The organism is Pseudomonas sp. DG56-2 (assembly GCF_004803755.1).
In the GTDB taxonomy this organism is placed as follows: Bacteria; Pseudomonadota; Gammaproteobacteria; order Pseudomonadales; family Pseudomonadaceae; genus Aquipseudomonas; species Aquipseudomonas auratipiscis.
The window spans coordinates 2,438,179-2,457,908 of the sequence record NZ_CP032311.1; the positions used below are offsets into that span (position 1 = coordinate 2,438,179).

Genomic DNA, 19,730 nt, shown 5'->3' on the forward strand with positions numbered 1-19,730 from the left:
CATTGAGCCTGCCAGTAGCCTTGCCGTGATTGCCCATTCTGTCGACGACCCGTTTTACTACCTGTACAACTTCCAGCAAGTGCTGAACTGGATCGGGCAGCGCTATGCCGATCTGCTGGACGAAAACGAGCAAACCTTTATCGAACGATTCGCCGAGCAACCGCGTGCTTCCCAGGCGTTGCTGGTGCGTATGGTGATGCGCAAGGGTGAACTGTTTCGTCCAAGCAAGCTCATCTACGCAGAAATCGGAGCACCCTTGGCGGCATTGCAACCTTTGCTGGAACACGGCTGGGTTACCGATGACAGCCCCTTGAGTCTCGAACAGCTGTTTCAAGTGTTGCGCAAGGATGAAATCGCCAGCGGGTTTAGCGCCCACCTGATTCGTCCTCGGGCGGCCAAGGCTGAGCTTTTTACCCAATTGCAGGCGCTGGAACTGACACCGCGACCTTTGCACGACTGGATGCCCGACTTTGCCGAGCCCATCCTCACGCTGCAGTTGCAAGCGCTGTGCGATCGTTTTCGCCTGCTGTTCTTCGGCAATCTCTATCAGGATTGGTCGGAATTCGTCCTCGCGGACCTGGGGCTGTTGCGCTATGAACAAGTGGCTTTCAGTGAGCAATCAAGGGCATTGAAACACCGTGGGGACGTTGATCTGGCCCTGGCCTTGCACCGCTGCGCCGAGAGGCTGGAGCAGGGAGCTACGGCGCAAGAGGTGCTGACTCAACTGGAAGCGTTGCAAAGCGACAATCCATGGTTGTTACGGCGACGTTCGCGGCTGCTGTACCAGTTGGGTCAACACAGCGAGCGCCTGGGCGACTGGAACCTGGCTTTGCAGATCTACCCGCGCAGCCAACACCCACAGGCGCGGATTCGCCGCATCCGAGTACTCGAGCGCAGCGAGCAATGGTCAGCGGCGCATGCCTTGGCCACGCAAGTTGCCGCGCATCCGGCCGGGCCAATAGAGGCTCAAGCGCTGGCGCGAATTCTGCCGCGCTTGCAGCGCAAGCTTAGTGGTCCCCCTCAGCCGCGACGAGCAAAGCCCTCAACCGCTGTGATCGAGCTGCAATTGCCGATCGAGCAGGCATTGCTGGGGGTCGAGCGGGCAGTGCAGGTGCACCTGGAACAGGAGGGCGGCCAGGTACATTACGTCGAGAACACGCTGTTCAACAGCCTGTTCGGCCTGCTGTGCTGGGACGCCATCTTCGCGCCGCTGCCCGGCGCCTTCTTTCACCCATTCCAGAGTGCGCCGCAAGACTTGCACGATCCGGAATTCCAGGCGCGTCGCATTGCTTTGTTCGACGATTGCCTGGAACAACTGGACGACGACCGCTACCAGCACACCATCGGCCGGAACTTTATTGCCAAACAGGGCCTGCAGTCGCCTTTTGTCTTTTGGCAGGGACTCGATCAGGCTTTGCTCGATCAAGCGCTGGCTTGCCTGCCGGCAGTGCATCTCAAGCGCTGTTTCGAGCGCTTGCTGGAGGATATTCAGGCCAATCGTGCCGGCATGCCCGATCTGATCCAGTTTTGGCCCGAGCAGCAGCGCTACCGCATGATCGAGGTCAAAGGGCCGGGTGATCGCCTTCAGGACAACCAACTGCGCTGGATCGATTTCTGTACTGAACACGGTTTGCCTATCGAGGTATGCCATGTGCGCTGGATAGCGCAGGCAACATGAGTTATCGCGTGGCGGTGCGGGCGCTGTGTGAGTTCAGCGCCAAGGTTGGCGACCTTGACCTGCGCTTCACCCCTTCGCCGACCGCGCAGGAGGGAATCAGCGGCCATCAACGGGTAGTGGCTCGACGCGGCCCGCACTATGAGGCTGAGGTCAGTCTTGAAGGGCAATTCGGTGCGTTGCAGGTACGCGGCAGGGCAGATGGCTATGACCCACAGCTCAACCGTCTGGAGGAAATAAAAACCTACCGCGGTGACCTGGCGCGCCAGCCGGAGAACCATCGTCAGTTGCATTGGGCCCAGGCAAAAATCTATGCCTGGTTGCTCTGTCAGCAACGTCAGCTTGCCGCAATCAACCTGGCCCTGGTGTACCTGAATGTCGATAGCGACAGTCAGACACTGATCGAGCAGCATTGTACGGCCCCTGAACTTGAACAGTTCTTCAATGCCCAGTGCGGGCTGTTCGTGCAATGGGCCGAGCAACAACTGCAGCGTGTGGCGCTGCGCGATACTGGCTTGCACAACCTGAGGTTTCCCCATGGCCAGTTCCGTCGTGGTCAGCGTGAGCTCGCCGAAACCGTCTATAAGGCAGTCAGTACTGGACGCTGTTTGATGGCACAGGCGACCACGGGCATCGGCAAGACCCTTGGCACCTTGTTTCCGTTACTCAAGGCCGTGGTCCCGCAGCAGTTAGACAAGGTTTTCTTCCTGACCGCCAAGACTCCCGGTCGCGCCCTCGCCCTGGAAGCCTTGCATCAGGTCCATCACAGCGCGCCCGGCATTGCCCTGCGTAGCCTGGAACTGGTCGCTCGCGACAAGGCCTGCGAGTACCCAGGCACTGCCTGCCACGGCGAAGCCTGCCCGCTGGCCAAGGGTTTCTACGATCGCTTGCCGGCTGCTCGACAGGCCGCCCAGGCGCTGGCCATTCTCGATAAGGCTGCACTTCGCGAAATTGCCTTGGCGCATCAGGTCTGCCCCTATTATCTGGGGCAGGAAATGGCACGATGGGTTGACGTGGTGGTGGCTGACTATAACTACTACTTCGACCAGAGCGCCTTGCTGCATGGCCTCGCTCAGGTGAATCAGTGGCGTGTGGCATTGCTGGTGGATGAAGCGCACAACCTGGTGGAGCGTGCGCGGCAGATGTACAGCGCCAGCTTTGACCAGTGGCAATTGCAGGCACTGCGTAAAAGCAAACCCGCCGGCATGGGCAGCGCCCTGGACCGCCTCAATCGTCAATGGAATGCCCTGCACAAGACTCAACTGATGCCGTATCGGGTTGTCGAGGAACTGCCGGAAGCGTTCCTCAAGGCGTTGCAGCACTGTGTGGGTCTGATCCAGGAGCAACTGAATCAGCAACCTACGGGCATCGATCCGGCGCTGTTGCAGTTTCTCTTCGATGCCTTGCAGTTCATCCGCATCAGCGAGTTGTTCGACGGCCATTTCATTTTTGATATCAGTAAGCGCGAAGGGCCGGGCAGGCGCAGCCTTTCGACCTTGTGCCTGCGCAATGTGGTCCCCGCTGCACAGATAGGCCCGCGCATGGCCAGCACCCGTAGCGCAACTCTGTTTTCCGCAACCTTGAGCCCCAGGCATTACTACACCGACTTGCTCGGCATGCCCGCAGACACCGCCTGGCTGGACGTGACGTCGCCCTTTGCCGCCGAGCAACTGCGCGTGCAGGTGGTCAGTAATGTCTCTACCCGTTATCAGCATCGTGCTGCCTCGATTGCACCTATCGTCGAGCTGATTGCGGCGCAATATGCGCTGGAACCCGGCAATTACCTGGCGTTTTTCAGCAGTTTCGAATACCTGCAACAGGTGGCCGGGCGGCTCGCTGCCGAGCATCCGCAGATTGTCCAGTGGCGTCAGGCACCGGGTATGGATGAAGGCCAGCGCCAAGAATTCCTGCAACGTTTCGAGGCCCAAGGGCGTGGTGTCGGCTTTGCCGTGCTCGGCGGCGCCTTCGCTGAGGGAGTCGACTTGCCTGGTACGCGGTTGATCGGGGCGTTTGTCGCGACCCTTGGATTGCCCCAGGTGAATCCAGTCAATGAGCAAATCAAACAGCGTATGGCGCGATTGTTCGATGCAGGCTTTGACTACACGTATCTGTATCCCGGCGTACAGAAAGTCATTCAGGCGGCAGGTCGGGTGATTCGTGGCACCGACGACAAGGGCATGGTCATGCTCATCGATGACCGCTTCGCCGAGCCTCGGGTGCAAGGCATGTTTCCCACTTGGTGGGCGCCGCAACAGAAATAATCAGGGGGCCGGGGAGCATTGCCATCGCGTGCTTGTCAAAGTGCCAGTAAACTCTGCATTTTTGACCCCCGAACATCTTTCTTGAGGTTTTGCATGAAGCTCAGTCCTTTGGCAGGCAAACCGGCTCCAGCGTCCGTGCTGGTAGATATCCCGCGCCTGTTGACCGCCTACTACACCGGCCAACCCGATCCCAGCATCGCCGCTCAGCGCGTTGCATTCGGCACCTCCGGGCACCGGGGCAGTTCGTTGGACCTGAGCTTCAACGAACACCATGTATTGGCCATCAGCCAGGCTATTTGCCTGTATCGTCAAGCCAAGGGTATCGATGGTCCATTGTTTGTAGGCGCGGACACGCACGCGCTGTCGACCCCGGCAACGGCCAGTGCCTTGCAGGTGCTGGCAGCCAATGGCGTTGAAGTCATGTTGTCCAAGGATGACGAGTACACCCCGACCCCGGCAGTGTCCCACGCCATCATCTGCTACAACCGTGGGCGCAGCAGCGGCTTGGCCGATGGTATCGTCATCACGCCTTCGCACAACCCGCCACAAAGCGGTGGTTTCAAATACAACCCACCCAACGGTGGCCCGGCCGACAGCGACGTGACCAAATGGATTGAATCCAAGGCCAACGAGTTGCTCGTCGCGGGCCTGAAAGACATCAAGTGCATCGAGCACGATCAAGCGCTGCGGGCGAGCACCACGCATCGCCACGACTATGTCAGCAGCTACGTCGCCGACCTGGAAAACGTGATCGATTTCGACGTTATCCGCAGCGCCAACCTGCGGCTGGGTGTCGATCCTCTGGGCGGTGCTGGTGTGCGCTACTGGTCGGCGATTGCCGAGCACTACAAGTTGAATCTGGAAGTGGTCAACACTGAGGTCGATCCAACCTTCCGCTTCATGTGCGTGGATTGGGATGGCCAGATTCGCATGGACCCTTCCTCGCCTCACGCCATGCAAGGCCTGATCGGCCTGCGTGAGCGTTTTGACGTGGCGTTTGCCTGTGACCCGGACCATGACCGCCACGGTATCGTGACGCCGAACGGCCTGTTGGCGCCGAACAATTACCTGGCGGTGGCCATCGATTACCTGTATCAGCATCGCCCGCAGTGGCGCCAGGACGCAGCGGTCGGCAAGACTGTCGTGAGCAGCGGCCTTATCGATCGTGTGACTGCACGCCTGGGCCGTCACTTGTACGAAGTGCCTGTAGGGTTCAAGTTCTTTGCCGACGGCTTGTTCGACGGCAGCCTGGGCTTTGGCGGTGAAGAAAGTGCGGGTGCCTCGTTCCTGCGCAAAGACGGGAGTGTCTGGACCACCGACAAGGACGGCTTGATCCCGGCACTGCTGGCGGCGGAAATCACCGCACGTACCGGGCGCGATCCGAGTCAGGCCTATGCCGAGCTGACCGCTGAATTGGGTGAGCCTTTTGCTACCCGTGTTGAAGCCAAGGCCAATCCGCAGCAGAAGGCGCTGTTGAGCAAACTGGCACCGGAGCAGGTGAAGTCGACAGCGCTTGCCGGTGAGCCGATCGAGCAGATTCTCAGCCATGCACCAGGCAACAGCCAGGCTATCGGTGGCTTGAAGGTCATGACCGCCAATGGCTGGTTTGCGGCGCGCCCATCGGGTACTGAAGACATCTACAAGATCTATGCAGAAAGCTTCATTGACGAAGCGCATCTGCAGCGCTTGGTAGCCGAGGCTCAGGAACTGGTTGACACTGCTATCGCTTGATATCTGCTCCCATTCGATTGACGGGGCGGGTAGATCAAGATTAACAGCCGATCAAAAGCCGACTGAAATCTCGCTCCAGGGGGCTTGGCCCGCGTAAACGCTACTGCAACTCAAGCTGCAGTTGCAAGCCGCCATCATCACACTGTCGATGGTAGTGGACGATCCCGCGGTATGTGCGCCCCTCCCAGACGAACGCGACGCTGTGCGAGCGTTCGAGCTTGGCCGGGACTGGGGCGCGCACCTGCATTTGCAAGCCGGGTTGACCATTGAGGTTCAGTGGCGCCAGTTGCACTTCGCACTCGGCGCTGTGGGCGATGGGGCCGAACAGCGTATCCTGGACGAAATCGATCTGCAGGCAGGTCGGGCACGCCCGGCTTACGTTTCTCATGCCGAAGCTCTCCGTGTAACTAAAACAATGTTGGGTGATTAGTTTTTCGAGGAGAAATCGCCAACAGAGTTCAGCTTTTTTGCACGCAGGACCACTGGTCGGACATCGCCGAAGATTTAGCAAACCTTGGCGCTGGAGTTACTTCCAAAGATAAGCAGCGCCACGCTGGCGCTGGATGCAATTTGGGAGTTAAACAATGGCCAGCGACAAGTCCCGCAACCAGTACCAGATGCAGAATCCGCTCACCCAGTACCCGCAACCACCGTTTCCGGCGCAGTCGCAAGCAGCGCCGGGCCTGGACCAGCAGATGAAGCCCAAGCCCGACCACGGTGAGCAAAGCTATCAGGGCTTCGGGCGACTCAAGGGGCGCAAGGCTTTGATCACTGGCGCCGACTCCGGTATCGGCCGCGCGGTAGCAATCGCTTTTGCCCGCGAGGGTGCTGATATCGTCCTCAATTACCTCCCGGTCGAACAACCGGACGCTCGCGAAGTGATTACGCTCATCGAGGCCGAGGGCCGCCGCGCGATTGCCCTGCCAGGTGATTTGAAAGACGAGGCGTTTTGCCGGGATCTGGTCGATAAGGCCCATGAACAGCTTGGCGGACTGGATATTCTGGTAAACGTCGCTGGCAAACAGGTCGCTCGCAAGGAAGTAGGCCGCATCAGTAGCGAGCAATTTGATGCAACCATGAAGACCAACGTTTATGCGCTGTTCTGGTTGTGCCAGGCGGCAGTGCCGCTGATGCCGGCGGGGGCGACCATTATTAATACCGCTTCGATCCAGTCCTACGATCCTTCGGCTACCTTGCTCGACTACGCCACCACCAAAGCGGCCATCGTTGCCTTTACCAAAGCGTTGGCCAAGCAGGTTATCGAGCGGGGAATTCGTGTCAACGCCGTAGCCCCAGGGCCGATCTGGACGGTGCTGCAGCCCAGTGGTGGTCAGCCCGACGAGAAGATCCCGCAGTTCGGCGGACATACACCGATGAAGCGTCCAGGCCAGCCCGCGGAATGCGCACCGCTCTATGTGCTGTTGGCCTGCCAGGAGTCGAGCTACATTACCGGTGAGATATTCGGGGTTACCGGGGGCAATCCATTGCCCTGATCGTCGGCACCGAAAACCTTCACGCAGCGTTGTAGTCAGACAGACAAGTGCTTTTCAATCGCCCGAGGGAGAACATCATGGCCAGAGCTATCTGGAAAGGTGCCATCAGTTTTGGTTTGGTGCATATCCCGGTGTCATTGAGCACGGCAATCAGTAGCGACCGGGTCGATTTCGACTGGCTCGACGAGCGCAGCATGGACCCGGTTGGCTATAAACGCGTAAATAAGGTGACCGGCAAGGAAATTTCCCGCGAGCATATCGTCAAAGGCGTGGAGTACGAAAAAGGGCGCTATGTGGTGATCAGTGAAGAAGAGATCCGCAAGGCTCGCCCGGAGGCGACTCAGACCATTGATATCTTCTCGTTTGTCGACAGTGCCGAGATTCCCTTGCAGCAGTTCGATACACCTTACTACCTGAGCCCGGATCGGCGCGGTGGCAAGGTGTATGCCTTGTTGCGCGAAACCTTGCAGAGCACCAGTAAAGTGGCCTTGGCCAAGGTCGTTCTGCACACTCAGCAGCACCTGGCGCTTTTGCGCCCGCTTGAAGATGCGTTGGTAATGATCACGCTGCGTTGGCCACAGGAAGTGCGTAGCCTGGACAGCCTGGAGTTGGACGCCAGCGTGCGCGATTCGAGCATCGACAAACGCGAGTTGCAGATGGCTAAACGCTTGGTCGAGGATATGAGCGGTACCTGGAGCCCGGATGAATACCGCAACGACTTCAAGGAAACCATCATGGCCCTGGTCGAAGAAAAAGCCCGTCAGGGCAAGATCGCCACGGTGGCCCCAGTGGAAGGTGAAGGCGAGCAGAAAAGCGCAGACATCATCGACCTTACCGAACTGCTCAAACGCAGCTTGGGCGGGCGCAAGGCTGCGGCAAAAAAAGCCCCGACCAGTAAAAAGACCTCCCCACCCAGCAAGCCTCGGAAAAAAGCCTGATCAGTTGGCCACCGCTGTCTGATACAGATGCCACCAGCGCAGGACGTCAGTGGCGTCGGTGAACACTGTTTCATCAAAGCCTGGCTGGCTACACCGCCGACGCATCGCCCAGGCTGTTGAGAAAGTCGCCAAAGCCACCGCGTACTTTGCAATCGCGCCGGCTACTGGTGGACACGCTGTTGCGGGCGGTCCAGACAATGTGCGCGCCGCATTGCTGCAGGTCGCTGACCAGTTGCACATCCTCATCGAGTGCCAGGGCTTGAAAGCCGCCCACTTGCTGGTAGGCCCGGGCGCAGATACCGAGGTTGGCACCGTGGATATGACGATGATCCTCGCGCGCCTGATAATGAGCCAGATAGCGCTCGCGCAGCCGCGAGTCCTGGTGTGGCTGCCAGGTCTCGACATGCACGGTGCCACATACAGCATCGGCGGCAAATGCCAACTGACACAGCAACCAATGCGCGGGCACACAGCTATCGGCATCGGTAAAGGCCAGCCAACGGGCACCTCTTTCCAGCATCAATGCCGCCCCTGCGCGGCGAGCGTGACCGACATTGCGCGCAGTTACCTTGAGGCTTTCCACACCATGGTTGAGTGCGATGATTTCACTGGCGTCGCTGCAATCGTCCAGCACTACCAGTATCTGCACAGGCTCTCCCAGCGCCGACACTGCCCGAGCGGCGTCGGTCAGCGCTTGCAGGCAGGCGCCGAGCAGTTGTTCTTCGTTATGGGCAGGAACGATCACGGCTATCATGGGCAAGGCTCGTCGAGGTCGATGATCTGGGGGGTCACGCACCAGTATTCGAGGAGAAAGTCTGCCTCTTCGTGGCGCAGCTGACGGTGCAGGGTCAGGTGTGCTGCCAACAGTTCATGCGCCTGCTGACCGGTTTGAGGACAGCCCTCGATCGGGTGTAGCCAGTGGCAGAGCAACAGGGCTCCGTCGCTGCTCAAGCTCGCCCGCGCTCGTTGCAATACTTCCAGCCACTGACGCGGATCGAGGTAGTAACCGATCTCGCTGAGCACGATCAGATCGAATTCGCCGCTCGGCCAGTCCTGTGGCAGGCAGCCTTTTTCCACGTGTGCATGGTGCCACGGGCGCAAGCGCTCCCTCGCCAGATGGACGGCGGTGTTATCAAGGTCTTGGCACACCAGGTTTGCCGTGCGCTCGGCCAGTCCAGCACTGAGTTCACCATTGGCGCATGCCGGTTCGAATATTCTTGCGTAATGCTGGCGCGGCAGGCTTGTGAGCAGCACCTCGCGTTTGCGCTTCTCGTACCAGCGGGTGCGAAATGCCCATGGATCATCGTTGCCAGCAAATAGTTGTTCGAAATAGCTCGCGGGTACACTCATGTAAACACCAGTTCAAAAGGTTGCAGAAGACGCGCCAACGCTTCGCGATCCAATACGGGGGGACGTTCTCCATCGGCTTGCAGTTGGCTGGTGTGGGCGGTGATGGCCTGGCGCTTGAGCGCCAGCACAGCCGAGTCGAGAAACAGCTTTTGTGCACGCTGCCAGGGTAGGCGTGGGTCGTCTGGTCGTGCCCAGTGCCAAGCCCAGATCGGCACTTCAATCAGTTGCGCCCCGACGCGCTCGCAGGCCCTGGCACAGGCCCGTCCCACTGCTTCGTGATCGCAGTGGCCATCAAGGCGCCAAGTGGTCAGCACCCGGTCGCCGGGGCGTAACAGGTGAACCAGTCGTTCAGTCAGGCCCCGTTCATGATTGGCTATGGCGCTGTCTGCCAGTCCCAGGCGTAGCCAGGTCAGGTTTTCCATGACCAGTCCGAGGCGCCGCAACGCTTCGGCGCTCTCTCGAGGGCGTTGCTGGCGCAAGCGCTCGCTGGTCCAGTGCCGGGAGTACGGGTGACTGGCTTCGCCATCGCTGACCGATACCACTATCAAGTCATGTTCCCGACCTTGCAGGCTCGCCAGCAGGCCACCACAACCCAGTACTTCATCGTCCGGGTGCGGCGCTACTACCACCAGGCGCGAGCCTTCAGGAACCAGTTGGTCGAGATGAATTGCCGGGACCGCCTGAAGGGTCGGCGATGCTTGCCAGTGTGACAGCGGGGTGCCGGGTGCCTGGATCGGGTTTTCGGGGGGACGCAAGGTCATAGGTGCCATCCTCCGTCGGCAGCGTTGCCGAGTTGACGGCCTAACTCGGCCAGGTCGCGTTCAGCATGACTTTGACGTAGGAACACCGGTAGATCGGCGCTCAAGCGGGCAAAGTGACTGTCGCGGCAGAACGGTGTGGCGCCGAGTGCGCGACCGACGTGATTCAATACCACGGTCGCGGCTGACTCGACCTGGGCACGCAGACGCCGCACCTCACGTTCGGCATTGCTGCCAGGGTGGCTGTCGATCCAGTGAGCAGTTTCGCGCAGCGCCGCCCGTGCGCCCATGAGTGCGGCGTCGATCGCGCCCAGGTGGGCCTGGGCGTGAGGGTCGTTGCGGCTGTTGCAGTGCTCCAGCAAGAATCCGCCAAGGGCCTGGGCGGCACCGTACCAACAGGCTGCAATACCGCCACCGCCGTGCCAGAAGCCCGGGCGTGAAAGGTACTGGCCGCTGCTGCCGACCTGTTGCGCCGGGGTATCGGTGAATTCAACATCGACACTGGCCGTGTTAGCCATGCCTACCGCCTGCCAGCCCTCGTTGAAGATCCTCAATGAGGGTTGATTCAACGCTACCGCCACCAGGTAGGGTCGCTGCTGCTCATCCCATGCCGTGAGCAGGGCATGGTCAATCTGCAGTGCCCCGGAACACCACGCTTTGCGGCCATGCAAGCGTACTTCGTTGCCGTTGCGCGCACTTATCTGCACGCGCGCCGTCGGCGGCTCGGCCGCCCAGACGCCCCAAGTGCCAGAAGTGTCCAGGTGACTGGCGCCGCACTCATGGATGATTGCCAGCGCGTCGGTGTGGCCTTCGAACAACTTGGCCAGGCTCAAGTCGGCGCCGGCAACCTGAGCCAGGACTTGCCAGCGTTGCAGGGTGCGGCCATGGCCGGGCAGAGGCAGTTGGTCCAGGGCATTTTCGCGGCATTGCTGCAGACAGTGCTGCAGTTGGCGGTCGATGCTCAAGGCCAGCGGCCGCTGGGCGAACTGCTGCAGAAAAGCGGCAGGGACGGGTGTGTTCATCTGGTCGACTCCCGTGCAGCGTGGTGGTTATCTGCGCTGTTCTTTTTCAGGCCGCGCAGATTCATTGCGCAGAGACAGAACTGCAGCACGATCAGGGCCCAGGCCTGGGTGTGCCAGCCCCAGATCGCCCATAAAAGGTTACTGGCAATAAAACAGACGAAACCGACTCGACGCCGTCGCGGCTGCTGCGAACCAATCCACCAGGCGGCGAGGACTGTCGCCAGCATTGCCGGCCATTGCAGCCAGTCGATCACATCCAGGTCGGTCATCAGTCAAGTCCCAGACGGCGACGCAGGTTTTTGCTGATCGACTGACGGACCTGGCCATAGTCGGCCCACGGATCTGTGCCTTCTGCCAGACGCTCGCCGAGGTTAAGCAGATTCCACTGGTTAGCGCCTTTGAGTTCGGTCAGTTCAGCTCGGGCAATGGGTACGGACACCGGCAAACCTTCGCGTGCGCGGATCGAGTAGGCGCACACGGTGGTAGCGCCTTTGCTGTTGCGCAGGTAGTCAATGAAGATCCGTCCGACGCGATTCTTTGGCCCGGACACCGCCGACAGCCGTTCCGGGAACAGTCCGGCCAAGTGCTGGACAATGGCCTGGCTGAAGCTTTTCACCTCATCCCAGTCTGCGCGACGCGTCAACGGTACGACAATGTGCATACCCTTGCCGCCACTGGTTTTGAGGAACGATTGCAGGCCCAATTCATCAAGCAGCGCCAGTGTCAGCTGGGTGGCCTCAAGCATGGCTTTCCACGGCAGGGCCGGATCTGGGTCCAGATCGAGCACGAAACGGTCAGGCTTGTCGAAGTTCTTTGCCGTGGCGTTCCAGGTGTGCAACTCAAGGGTGTTCATCTGTACCGCACCGAGCAGAGTCTGTGCCTTGTCGATGATCATCAGTGCTTGGCCGGCTTCGGCCTTGTCGTGGCTTTCCAGGTCGGGAATGTTCAGTTGCGCTGCATTTTTCTGAAAGAACAGTTCGCCGGACAAACCATCCGGGGCACGCACCAGTGCTACTGGCCTGCGCTGCAGATGCGGCAGTATCCAGGGCGCTACCTGCGCGTAGTACTCCGCCACTTGGCGCTTGGTAATCCCCGTGCTGGCATCAATGATGCGCTCAGGGTGGGTGAGGTGCAGGTTGCTGGGCAAGGCGGGGTGTTTCGACGGGTGTTTCGACTGATTTTTCACAGGTTGCTCCAGGGCAATGTCGCGCGCTGGTTTGTCATCGCGCAGGCCATGGAATACCGAATGGCGAACCACGCCGTCGCGGGTCATTTGCGCGAAGGCCACTTCGGCCAGCAACTGTGGCTTGAGCCAGTGCACGCCCTTGGCCTCGGCGCCGGTGGGCGCTCTGACGAATTGCGCCTTGCTGGTGTGCAGCGGTACCAGGCGCTGGTGAATGTGTTCGAGGGTCTGGCTGTTGAACCCGGTGCCGACTTTACCGGCGTAGCGCAGCTCGCCGCTGTCTGCATCGTGTAGAGCCAGCAGCAGGGCGCCAAAGGCCTGGCGTGAGCCTTTCGGATCGGTATAACCCACAACCACGAACTCCTGGCGCTGCTTGCACTTGAGTTTGATCCAATCGCTGCTGCGGCGGCTCACGTAGGTACTGCCAAGACGTTTGCCGATCAAGCCTTCGATCTCCATTTTGCAAGCGCTGTCGAGGAGCGATTGCACCGCTTGGGTGAAGTCGGCGCTAAAGCGCAGGCGCTGTTCGTCGGCATCTTCCAGCGCTGCGGCCAGGACCTCACGGCGTTGCTCCAATGGGCATTGACGCAAGTCCATGCCATTGAGAAAAGGCGCATCGAACAGGTAGTAGATGATCTGCTCGTCCTGAGCCTCGTCGAAGGCATTCTGCAAGGCCTGAAAGTCGGCAATACCTTCGGCGTTGTTCACCACCATTTCGCCATCGAGCCAGGCTGATTGCAGGCCGAGTTTGGCCAGCGCCTTGGCTTGCCTGGGCAGTTTGCGGGTCCAGTCGTGGCCGTTACGGGTAAACAGACGCACCTCGTCGCCGTCGAGACGGGCGAGGATACGGTAGCCGTCGAATTTCACCTCGTAGCACCAGTCACCTTCCGGGGGGGACTCAACCAGCGTCGCCAGTTGAGGCTTGAGCTCGGCGGGCAGGGGGCTTGCCTTTGCGGCTGTGAGTGCTCGATTGGCAGGCTTGGCCTGTGCTTTTTTTGGGGTCTTGGTCTTGGTGACTGACTTGGCCTTGTGATCGATCAGGGTGCGCTCACTGAGCACACTGTCCGGTTCAGCGGCGAGAATGTCATAGTCGGCTTGCGGGCGGGCCTGGGCGTCATCGGACTTGACCAACAGCCACTGCTCTTTCTTGCCGGCCAGATGAGTACGAAACAGATTCCAGATGCCGGAGAGCTTTTCACCTTGCAGGCGAAAGCGCAGCTTGCCTTTGGCATAGGCCTTGTGCGGATCTTCTTCAGGGATCCACACCCCGCGATCCCAGACGATGACATCACCGGCACCGTAGTGGCCTTCGGGGATGTTGCCCTCGAAGTCGGCATAGTCCAGCGGATGGTCTTCGACGTGTACCGCCAGGCGCCGGACCTTGGGGTCCAGCGACGGGCCCTTGGGAATGGCCCAGCTTTTCAGGGTGCCGTCCAATTCCAGGCGAAAGTCGTAGTGCAGATGGCTGGCGTCGTGTTTTTGAATGCAGTACTGCAAGGCATGCGCAGGCGTTTTACCCGCAACGTGCTTGCCTGCGGGTTCCGGGGTGGCGTCGAAATTGCGCTTGCGCGCGTACTCCTGCAGCGGCTTGGCCATGGTGATGTCCTGCGACTTTTGTGCGTTCACATAGCATTGGGAAAGGCCGCGGGGATGGGAGTTCAATCGACTTGCACGCGCTGGCGTAACCTTGGGCGACTCCTCTTGGCGCCGCCGCGCCGTCGCTCTGCTTTAATGGGTCAGACCTTTGATGCCGTCTCACGGAGTACGCGCCCATGGAACGTCTTAGTGCCAAAGACTTTGCCCCTGAACTGCTGGAACTTTACGATTACTACGCCCATGGCCAGATCAACCGCCGTGAGTTTCTCGACCGTGCGGCGGCGTTTACCCTGGCCGGGATGACAGCCAGTGCGCTGCTGGCATCCCTGAGTCCGAACTACGCGCTGGCCGACCAGGTTTCTTTCACCGACCCGGAAATCGTCGCCGAGTACGTCAGCTACCCGTCGCCCAAAGGCCATGGCCAGGTGCGTGGATATCTGGTACGCCCCGCCAACGCCAAGGGCAAGGTGCCCGGCGTTGTCGTGGTGCATGAAAATCGCGGCTTGAACCCCTATATCGAGGACGTCGCCAGACGCTTGGCCAAGGCCGGCTTCATCGCCCTGGCACCCGACGGCCTGAGCTCTGTGGGTGGCTACCCGGGGAATGACGACAAGGGGCGCGAGCTGCAAGCCAAGGTCGACCCGGAAAAGCTCATGAACGACTTCTTTGCGGCTATCGACTGGCTGATGGGTAACGACAGCACCACCGGTAAGGTCGGCATCACCGGCTTTTGCTATGGCGGGGGCGTGGCGAACGCTGCGGCCGTGGCGTATCCGGAACTGGGTGCGGCCGTACCGTTCTACGGCCGTCAGGCCGATGCCAAGGATGTGCCGAAAATCAAGGCGCCATTGCTCCTGCACTATGGAGAGCTCGATGCCCGCATCAATGAGGGATGGCCGGCTTACGAACAAGCCTTGAAGGCGGCCGGAAAGACCTACGAAGCGTATTTTTATCCCGGCGCCAATCACGGTTTTCACAACGACACGACCCCGCGTTACGACGAGGCAGCCGCCAATCTGGCGTGGGATCGGACACTGGCGTGGTTCCGGCGCTACTTGGTTTAGCGGCTACGGCTGGTGCATACACATTTGGACATGGCTGGCCATTTGCCAACCCTGAAACTATCTGTTGCCATGCGCCTCTCAGACCATTAGCCATGTCAGGAGACCGGCAATGAGAACCATGGTAATAGGGGCCAGCAAGGGCTTGGGCAGGGCCTTGATCGAGGGATTGGGCGAGGCCGGCGACACGCTCATTGGCGTGTCACGCAGCAGGCCCGAGGGGCTGATTGCGCAAGCCGGCGTCGAGGTGCAATGGTTTGAGGCCGATCTGGCGAAACCGCGCGACGCCGCCAGGCAACTTGAGTGGGCGGTGGAGGAGCAGGGACTCGATACTCTGATCTACAACCTGGGCATCTGGGAGTCGCGCGCGTTCACACCCGAGTACAACTTTATCGAGGATGACGATGATCAGATCGAAGCCATCGTCAGCTGTAACATCAGCGCCACCCTTCTAGTCATCAAGCGCCTGCTGCCGACGCTACTGAAAAGTGCGCGACCGCGCATCATCCTCACCGGTTCGACATCGGGGCTTACCCAGAGCGGGCGTCCTGAGGTAGCTTTTGGCGCGTCAAAATTCGCCTTGCGCGGCATCGCCGATGCCCTGCGCGAAGGCTATCGTCAGCAGCACCTGGGCGTTACCTGCCTGAACCTGGGCTACTTGAACACCGACGATACCCTGGGTACCGCTCGTGAGGTAGCGGCACAACACGGTGAGGGGCAACTGATCCCGGTCCATGATGTTGTTCAAGTAGTGCGCATGGCCTTAAGCCTGTCGTGCGCAAGTTTCGTCAGGGAGCTGACGTTGCCGGCAATACTCGACGAACGCTTCTGATCGGTCGCAGGCCCTGGCGCGGGGCCTGCTCGCCTGAGCTACCGCTGATCTACAGCGGCGCCTTGTGTTTCGATGATGGCATAGACTCAACGGTTGCAATGTAACCGCCGAGCAGGCCGAAATCCGCCCGATGTTGCCGTCTTCCGTAGGCGTCTGACCCGCTCATCGCCCCCCCCTATTCGGGAGACTCAGTCATGAAAGTCGTCGTGATCGGTGGTACGGGCCTGATCGGTGCACAACTGTGTGCGATCTTGCGAAACAAGGGCTATAAGGTGCTCGCCGCCTCGCCAAGCACCGGGGTCAATGCTCTGACCGGCGAAGGCTTGGAGCAGGCACTGGACGGTGCGGCGGTGGTCGTCGATGTAGCGAACTCGCCATCCTTTGAAGACGCCGCAGCGCTGGCATTCTTTCAAACCAGTGGACGCAATGTGTTTGCTGTCGAGAAAGCCTGTGGTGTGAGTCATCACATTGCGCTTTCGGTGGTGGGTACCGAGCGCATGCTCGAAAGCGGCTACTTTCGCGCCAAGATGGCGCAGGAGCATCTGATCAAGCAATCAGGCGTGCCCTACACCATATTGCGCGCCACCCAGTTTTACGAATTCATGGGCGCCATTGCCTATTCAGGCATCGACGGCAACCGTGTGTGCCTGACCACTGCCGCGTTGCAGCCGGTCGCTTCGGCCGATGTCGCGCAGGCGCTGGCTGACCTGGTCGAGCAGGCCCCTGGCAACCGCACGGTGGAAGTCGCCGGCCCCGAGCGCAAACCGTTGGTGGAGTTTGTGCGCAGCTACCTGGAACACAACCGCGATGCGCGTGAAGTGATCGTCGACCCCCAGGCCACCTACTTCGGGGCGCCGATCGATGATCGCTCGTTGACCCCAGAGGACGGCGCACGAATCGGTGTCATCCGCTTCCAGTCATGGCTGCAGAGTGTGCCTGTTGAAGGCTGAACCACGCGTTGAGGAGACCAGCATGCGCACCGGCTCGCTATTTTTCTTTGTAACCCTGGCGTGCACCACAGCTGTTCACGCCCAGTCCCCGGGTGCAAGCGCACCGCCGCCCAGTGTTACGCCAGTCATGACCCAGACGTTGCCTGAGTACCCTGGCAAGGAGGTATTGATTCTGGAGGTGCAGTATCCTCCTGGAGGCGCTGACCCGGTACATCGCCATGACGCCCACGGCTTTGTCTATGTGCTCGAAGGCTCGGTGGTGATGGGGGTGAAGGGCGGGAAGGAAGTGACACTCATGCCTGGCCAGAGCTTTTATGAAGGGCCACAGGATGTGCATACGGTTGGCCGCAATGCGAGCCAGGAAAAGCCGGCCAAATTTGTGGTGTTCCTGCTCAAGGATGCCGATAAACCAGCGCTGTTGCCTGCGCAGTGAAGCGGTCGGGCAGTTGCTGGCGATAGACACGCAGCAACTGCTCGGTGAAACCGCCTGGCGGTCAGGACAGGAAGCCACCGTCCACGTTCAGCGCTACGCCTGTGGTGTAGCTTGAAGCATCGCTGGCCAGGTACAACACGGCGCCGGCCATTTCTTTCGGGTCAGCGACGCGCTTGAGCGGTATCTGCTGCAGGGCGGTGTTGAGAATGGCATCGTTCTTGACCAGTGCCGAAGCGAACTTGGTATCGGTCAGGCCCGGCAACAAGGCGTTGCAGCGAATACCAAAGGGCGCGCACTCTTTGGCGAACACTTTGGTCATGTTGATCACCGCCGCCTTGGTCACCGAATAGATCCCCTGGAATACGCCAGGCGACACACCATTGATCGACGCTACGTTGATAATGCTGCCGCCGCCGTTTTCACGCATCAACTTGCCAGCCTCGACCGACATGAAGAAATACCCGCGAATGTTTACATCGACGGTTTTCTGGAAGGCGCCAAGGTCGGTGTCCAGTACGTTGCAGAATTGCGGGTTGGTCGCGGCGTTGTTGACCAGGATATCCAGGCGACCGAACTGCTCGCGAATGCCGCTGAACACCGCGTTGATCTGTTCCATTTCACCAATATGGCAAGCCACAGCAGTGGCTTTGCCCCCAGCTGCCACGATGGCATCGGCGACTTGCTGGCAGCCGTCGAGCTTGCGGCTGGAAACAATCACATGGGCGCCTTGCTGGGCCAGCAGATGGGCAATCGCTTCGCCGATGCCACGGCTGGCGCCGGACACAAACGCAATCTTGCCGTCGAGGTCGAACAGTTGAGTCTTGGACATGGTTTTTTCCTTGTTGTAGTCGTCAAAGGCTGGACTTGGCAATGACCTGCAGGCTCATGTGCTCCAGTAGCGTGTTCATGTGGATGAACTGGGCAAAGCGCTTGTCCTGGGTCTGGCCATGGTAGAAGCGGAAGTAGATCTGCTGGACGATGCCGGCGAGGCGGAACAGTCCGTAGGTGTAGTAGAAGTCGTAATTGTCGATGCTGATGCCGGCGCGCTGGGCATAGTAGTCGACAAACTGCTGGCGAGTGAGCATGCCTGGCGCGTTGCTTGGCTGGCGTCGCATCAGTTGCACAGGTGCCGGATCATCGGCTTCGATCCAGTAGGCCAGGGTGTTGCCCAGATCCATCAGAGGGTCACCGAGGGTGGTCATTTCCCAGTCGAGCACACCAATGATGCGCATGGGGTTTTCAGCGTCGAGAATGACGTTATCGAAGCGGTAGTCGTTATGCACGATGGCCGGCTTGGGATGATCAGCCGGCATCTTCTCGCGCAGCCAGGCGATGACTTTCTCCCAGCGGGGCGCATCCGGGGTCAGGGCCTTTTCGTAACGGCTGCTCCAGCCTTCGATCTGACGTTGCACGTAGCCTTCGGGCTTGCCCAGATCGCCCAGTCCGCAAGCGTTGTAGTCCACCTGATGCAGTTCGACCAGACGATCAATGAAACTCTTGCACAGCATTGCAGTGTGCTCGGCATCAAGCCCCAACTCCGGCGGCAGGTCTGAGCGCAGAATGATGCCCTTGACCCGGTCCATGACGTAGAACTCGCCGCCAATCAACGCTTCGTCGGTGCAATGCACGTAGGCTTTGGGGCAGTAGGGAAAACCGCTGTTGAGCTGATTGAGGATGCGAAATTCACGGCCCATGTCGTGGGCCGATTTGGCCTTGTGACCGAACGGCGGACGACGCAGGACGAACTCGCGCTCGGGGTATCGCACCAGGTAGGTCAGGTTCGAGGCGCCGCCGGGGAACTGGCTGACCTGCGGCGTGCCGGTCAAACCCGCAATGTGCGCCTTCAGATAAGGGTCGATGATTGCACCATCGAGTTCTTCGCCGGGGCGGACCTGGGTGGACTGGTCGGTGAGCGTCATACTTTTCCCTTATGATTGAAGCCGGTGACTATTGGCTAATCTAATTCTCGCGCCGGGCCCGAACAAGCCTGGCGCGGCGTTATAGGTCAGCGTGTTGCTGGTCGATCAACGCCCCTGATGGCAGCGGTGAAACCATCAGGCGAAAAAAAACCGAAGCCATTCAAGGCTTCGGTTCGCTTGGCATCAGCGCAGGGCTCAGGCCGGGAACAGCTCGCTCAGCTTCATCGACAGCATCATGTCGCCTTCGACGCGCAGCTTGCCGCCCATGAACGCTTGCATGCCGTCGGTTTCACCGCTGACGATGTCTTTGAGGGTTTCGCTATCCAGCACCAGGGTGCAGTTGGCGTCGGCATTCTCGCCTTCCTGGATTTCGCAGGTGCCATCCTTGACGATCAGGGCGTAGTGCTTGTCTTCGTCGGTGATATTGAAACCGAACACCAGGTCAAGACCGGCAGCAGCGGCTGGGTTGAACTTGGCTTTCATCGCTTCGACGGCTTTTGCTACATCGCTCATGGTGCGTTCCTTATT

General features: G+C 59.9%; 19 protein-coding genes. 9 read left to right on the forward strand and 10 right to left on the reverse strand.

The features are described from left to right. The first annotated feature begins 25 nt into the window (after window positions 1–25). From D3Z90_RS11105 to pgm, 3 genes are all read left to right on the forward strand, one after another. The gene (locus tag D3Z90_RS11105; RefSeq protein WP_136475802.1) at window positions 26–1,678 is read left to right on the forward strand and encodes a VRR-NUC domain-containing protein; all 1,653 of its coding nucleotides are present in this window, start codon (window positions 26–28) and stop codon (window positions 1,676–1,678) included. After that, a complete protein-coding gene (locus D3Z90_RS11110) occupies window positions 1,675–3,936 on the forward strand; it encodes an ATP-dependent DNA helicase (protein ID WP_136475804.1) in 2,262 nt (753 codons plus the stop codon). The genes D3Z90_RS11105 and D3Z90_RS11110 overlap by 4 nt, the downstream gene beginning before the upstream one ends. A 93-nt stretch (window positions 3,937–4,029) precedes the next feature. Then, window positions 4,030–5,667: a phosphoglucomutase (alpha-D-glucose-1,6-bisphosphate-dependent) gene (gene pgm, locus D3Z90_RS11115; protein ID WP_136475806.1), complete on the forward strand. Its 1,638-nt coding sequence runs from the start codon at window positions 4,030–4,032 to the stop codon at window positions 5,665–5,667. 100 nt (window positions 5,668–5,767) lie between these two features. On the opposite strand, the gene D3Z90_RS11120 is transcribed toward pgm, so the two are convergent. Continuing rightward, window positions 5,768–6,055 (reverse strand): hypothetical protein, encoded by a 288-nt coding sequence (locus tag D3Z90_RS11120; protein WP_136475808.1) that lies wholly within the window; start codon window positions 6,053–6,055, stop codon window positions 5,768–5,770. 196 nt (window positions 6,056–6,251) lie between these two features. Here D3Z90_RS11120 and D3Z90_RS11125 point away from each other — a divergent pair, with 196 nt between their 5' ends. Beyond that, a complete protein-coding gene (locus D3Z90_RS11125) occupies window positions 6,252–7,160 on the forward strand; it encodes an SDR family oxidoreductase (RefSeq protein WP_136475810.1) in 909 nt (302 codons plus the stop codon). Window positions 7,161–7,237: 77 nt separating this feature from the next. Next, window positions 7,238–8,098 (forward strand): Ku protein, encoded by an 861-nt coding sequence (locus D3Z90_RS11130; protein ID WP_136475812.1) that lies wholly within the window; start codon window positions 7,238–7,240, stop codon window positions 8,096–8,098. An 88-nt stretch (window positions 8,099–8,186) separates the two neighbouring features. Here D3Z90_RS11130 and D3Z90_RS11135 read toward each other — a convergent pair whose 3' ends face one another. The 6 genes from D3Z90_RS11135 to ligD are packed head-to-tail and all read right to left on the reverse strand — an operon-like array spanning window position 8,187 to window position 14,007. Further along, window positions 8,187–8,852 carry a glycosyltransferase family 2 protein gene (locus D3Z90_RS11135; RefSeq protein WP_136475814.1) on the reverse strand — a complete coding sequence of 222 codons (666 nt, stop codon included), beginning with the start codon at window positions 8,850–8,852 and terminating at the stop codon, window positions 8,187–8,189. Then, entirely contained in the window at window positions 8,849–9,448 is a 600-nt protein-coding gene (locus D3Z90_RS11140; protein WP_136475815.1) for a bifunctional 2-polyprenyl-6-hydroxyphenol methylase/3-demethylubiquinol 3-O-methyltransferase UbiG, read from the reverse strand. The genes D3Z90_RS11135 and D3Z90_RS11140 overlap by 4 nt, the downstream gene beginning before the upstream one ends. Continuing rightward, window positions 9,445–10,209 (reverse strand): PIG-L deacetylase family protein, encoded by a 765-nt coding sequence (locus tag D3Z90_RS11145; protein WP_136475817.1) that lies wholly within the window; start codon window positions 10,207–10,209, stop codon window positions 9,445–9,447. Before D3Z90_RS11145 ends, D3Z90_RS11140 begins: the two co-directional genes overlap by 4 nt. After that, entirely contained in the window at window positions 10,206–11,228 is a 1,023-nt protein-coding gene (locus D3Z90_RS11150; RefSeq protein WP_136475819.1) for an acyl-CoA dehydrogenase family protein, read from the reverse strand. Before D3Z90_RS11150 ends, D3Z90_RS11145 begins: the two co-directional genes overlap by 4 nt. Continuing rightward, window positions 11,225–11,497 (reverse strand): hypothetical protein, encoded by a 273-nt coding sequence (locus D3Z90_RS11155; RefSeq protein WP_371922265.1) that lies wholly within the window; start codon window positions 11,495–11,497, stop codon window positions 11,225–11,227. Before D3Z90_RS11155 ends, D3Z90_RS11150 begins: the two co-directional genes overlap by 4 nt. Next, window positions 11,497–14,007 (reverse strand): DNA ligase D, encoded by a 2,511-nt coding sequence (gene ligD, locus D3Z90_RS11160; protein WP_136475820.1) that lies wholly within the window; start codon window positions 14,005–14,007, stop codon window positions 11,497–11,499. Before ligD ends, D3Z90_RS11155 begins: the two co-directional genes overlap by 1 nt. A 176-nt stretch (window positions 14,008–14,183) precedes the next feature. On the opposite strand from ligD, the gene yghX reads away from it, so the two are divergent. The 4 genes from yghX to D3Z90_RS11180 all read left to right on the forward strand — a co-directional run bounded on the left by yghX (window position 14,184) and on the right by D3Z90_RS11180 (window position 17,283). Then, on the forward strand, window positions 14,184–15,071 hold the full coding sequence (gene yghX / locus D3Z90_RS11165; RefSeq protein ID WP_136475822.1) for a YghX family hydrolase: 888 nt from the start codon (window positions 14,184–14,186) through the stop codon (window positions 15,069–15,071). Window positions 15,072–15,180: 109 nt separating this feature from the next. Continuing rightward, window positions 15,181–15,900 carry an SDR family oxidoreductase gene (locus D3Z90_RS11170; RefSeq protein ID WP_136475824.1) on the forward strand — a complete coding sequence of 240 codons (720 nt, stop codon included), beginning with the start codon at window positions 15,181–15,183 and terminating at the stop codon, window positions 15,898–15,900. 194 nt (window positions 15,901–16,094) lie between these two features. After that, complete coding sequence (locus tag D3Z90_RS11175; RefSeq protein WP_136475825.1) at window positions 16,095–16,850, forward strand: SDR family oxidoreductase; 756 nt, start codon at window positions 16,095–16,097, stop codon at window positions 16,848–16,850. Between the two features lie 22 nt (window positions 16,851–16,872). Further along, window positions 16,873–17,283, forward strand: coding sequence for a cupin domain-containing protein (locus tag D3Z90_RS11180; RefSeq protein WP_136475826.1), 411 nt, complete (start codon window positions 16,873–16,875; stop codon window positions 17,281–17,283). 61 nt (window positions 17,284–17,344) lie between these two features. Here the strand turns inward: D3Z90_RS11180 and D3Z90_RS11185 are convergent, their stop codons facing one another. The 3 genes from D3Z90_RS11185 to D3Z90_RS11195 all read right to left on the reverse strand — a co-directional run bounded on the left by D3Z90_RS11185 (window position 17,345) and on the right by D3Z90_RS11195 (window position 19,715). Then, complete coding sequence (locus D3Z90_RS11185; RefSeq protein WP_136475828.1) at window positions 17,345–18,112, reverse strand: SDR family oxidoreductase; 768 nt, start codon at window positions 18,110–18,112, stop codon at window positions 17,345–17,347. 22 nt (window positions 18,113–18,134) lie between these two features. Continuing rightward, a complete protein-coding gene (locus D3Z90_RS11190; RefSeq protein WP_136475830.1) occupies window positions 18,135–19,202 on the reverse strand; it encodes a phosphotransferase family protein in 1,068 nt (355 codons plus the stop codon). A 195-nt stretch (window positions 19,203–19,397) separates the two neighbouring features. Then, window positions 19,398–19,715, reverse strand: a complete 318-nt coding sequence (locus tag D3Z90_RS11195) for an SCP2 sterol-binding domain-containing protein (protein ID WP_136475832.1) — start codon at window positions 19,713–19,715, stop codon at window positions 19,398–19,400. Between the last annotated feature and the right edge of the window lie 15 nt (window positions 19,716–19,730).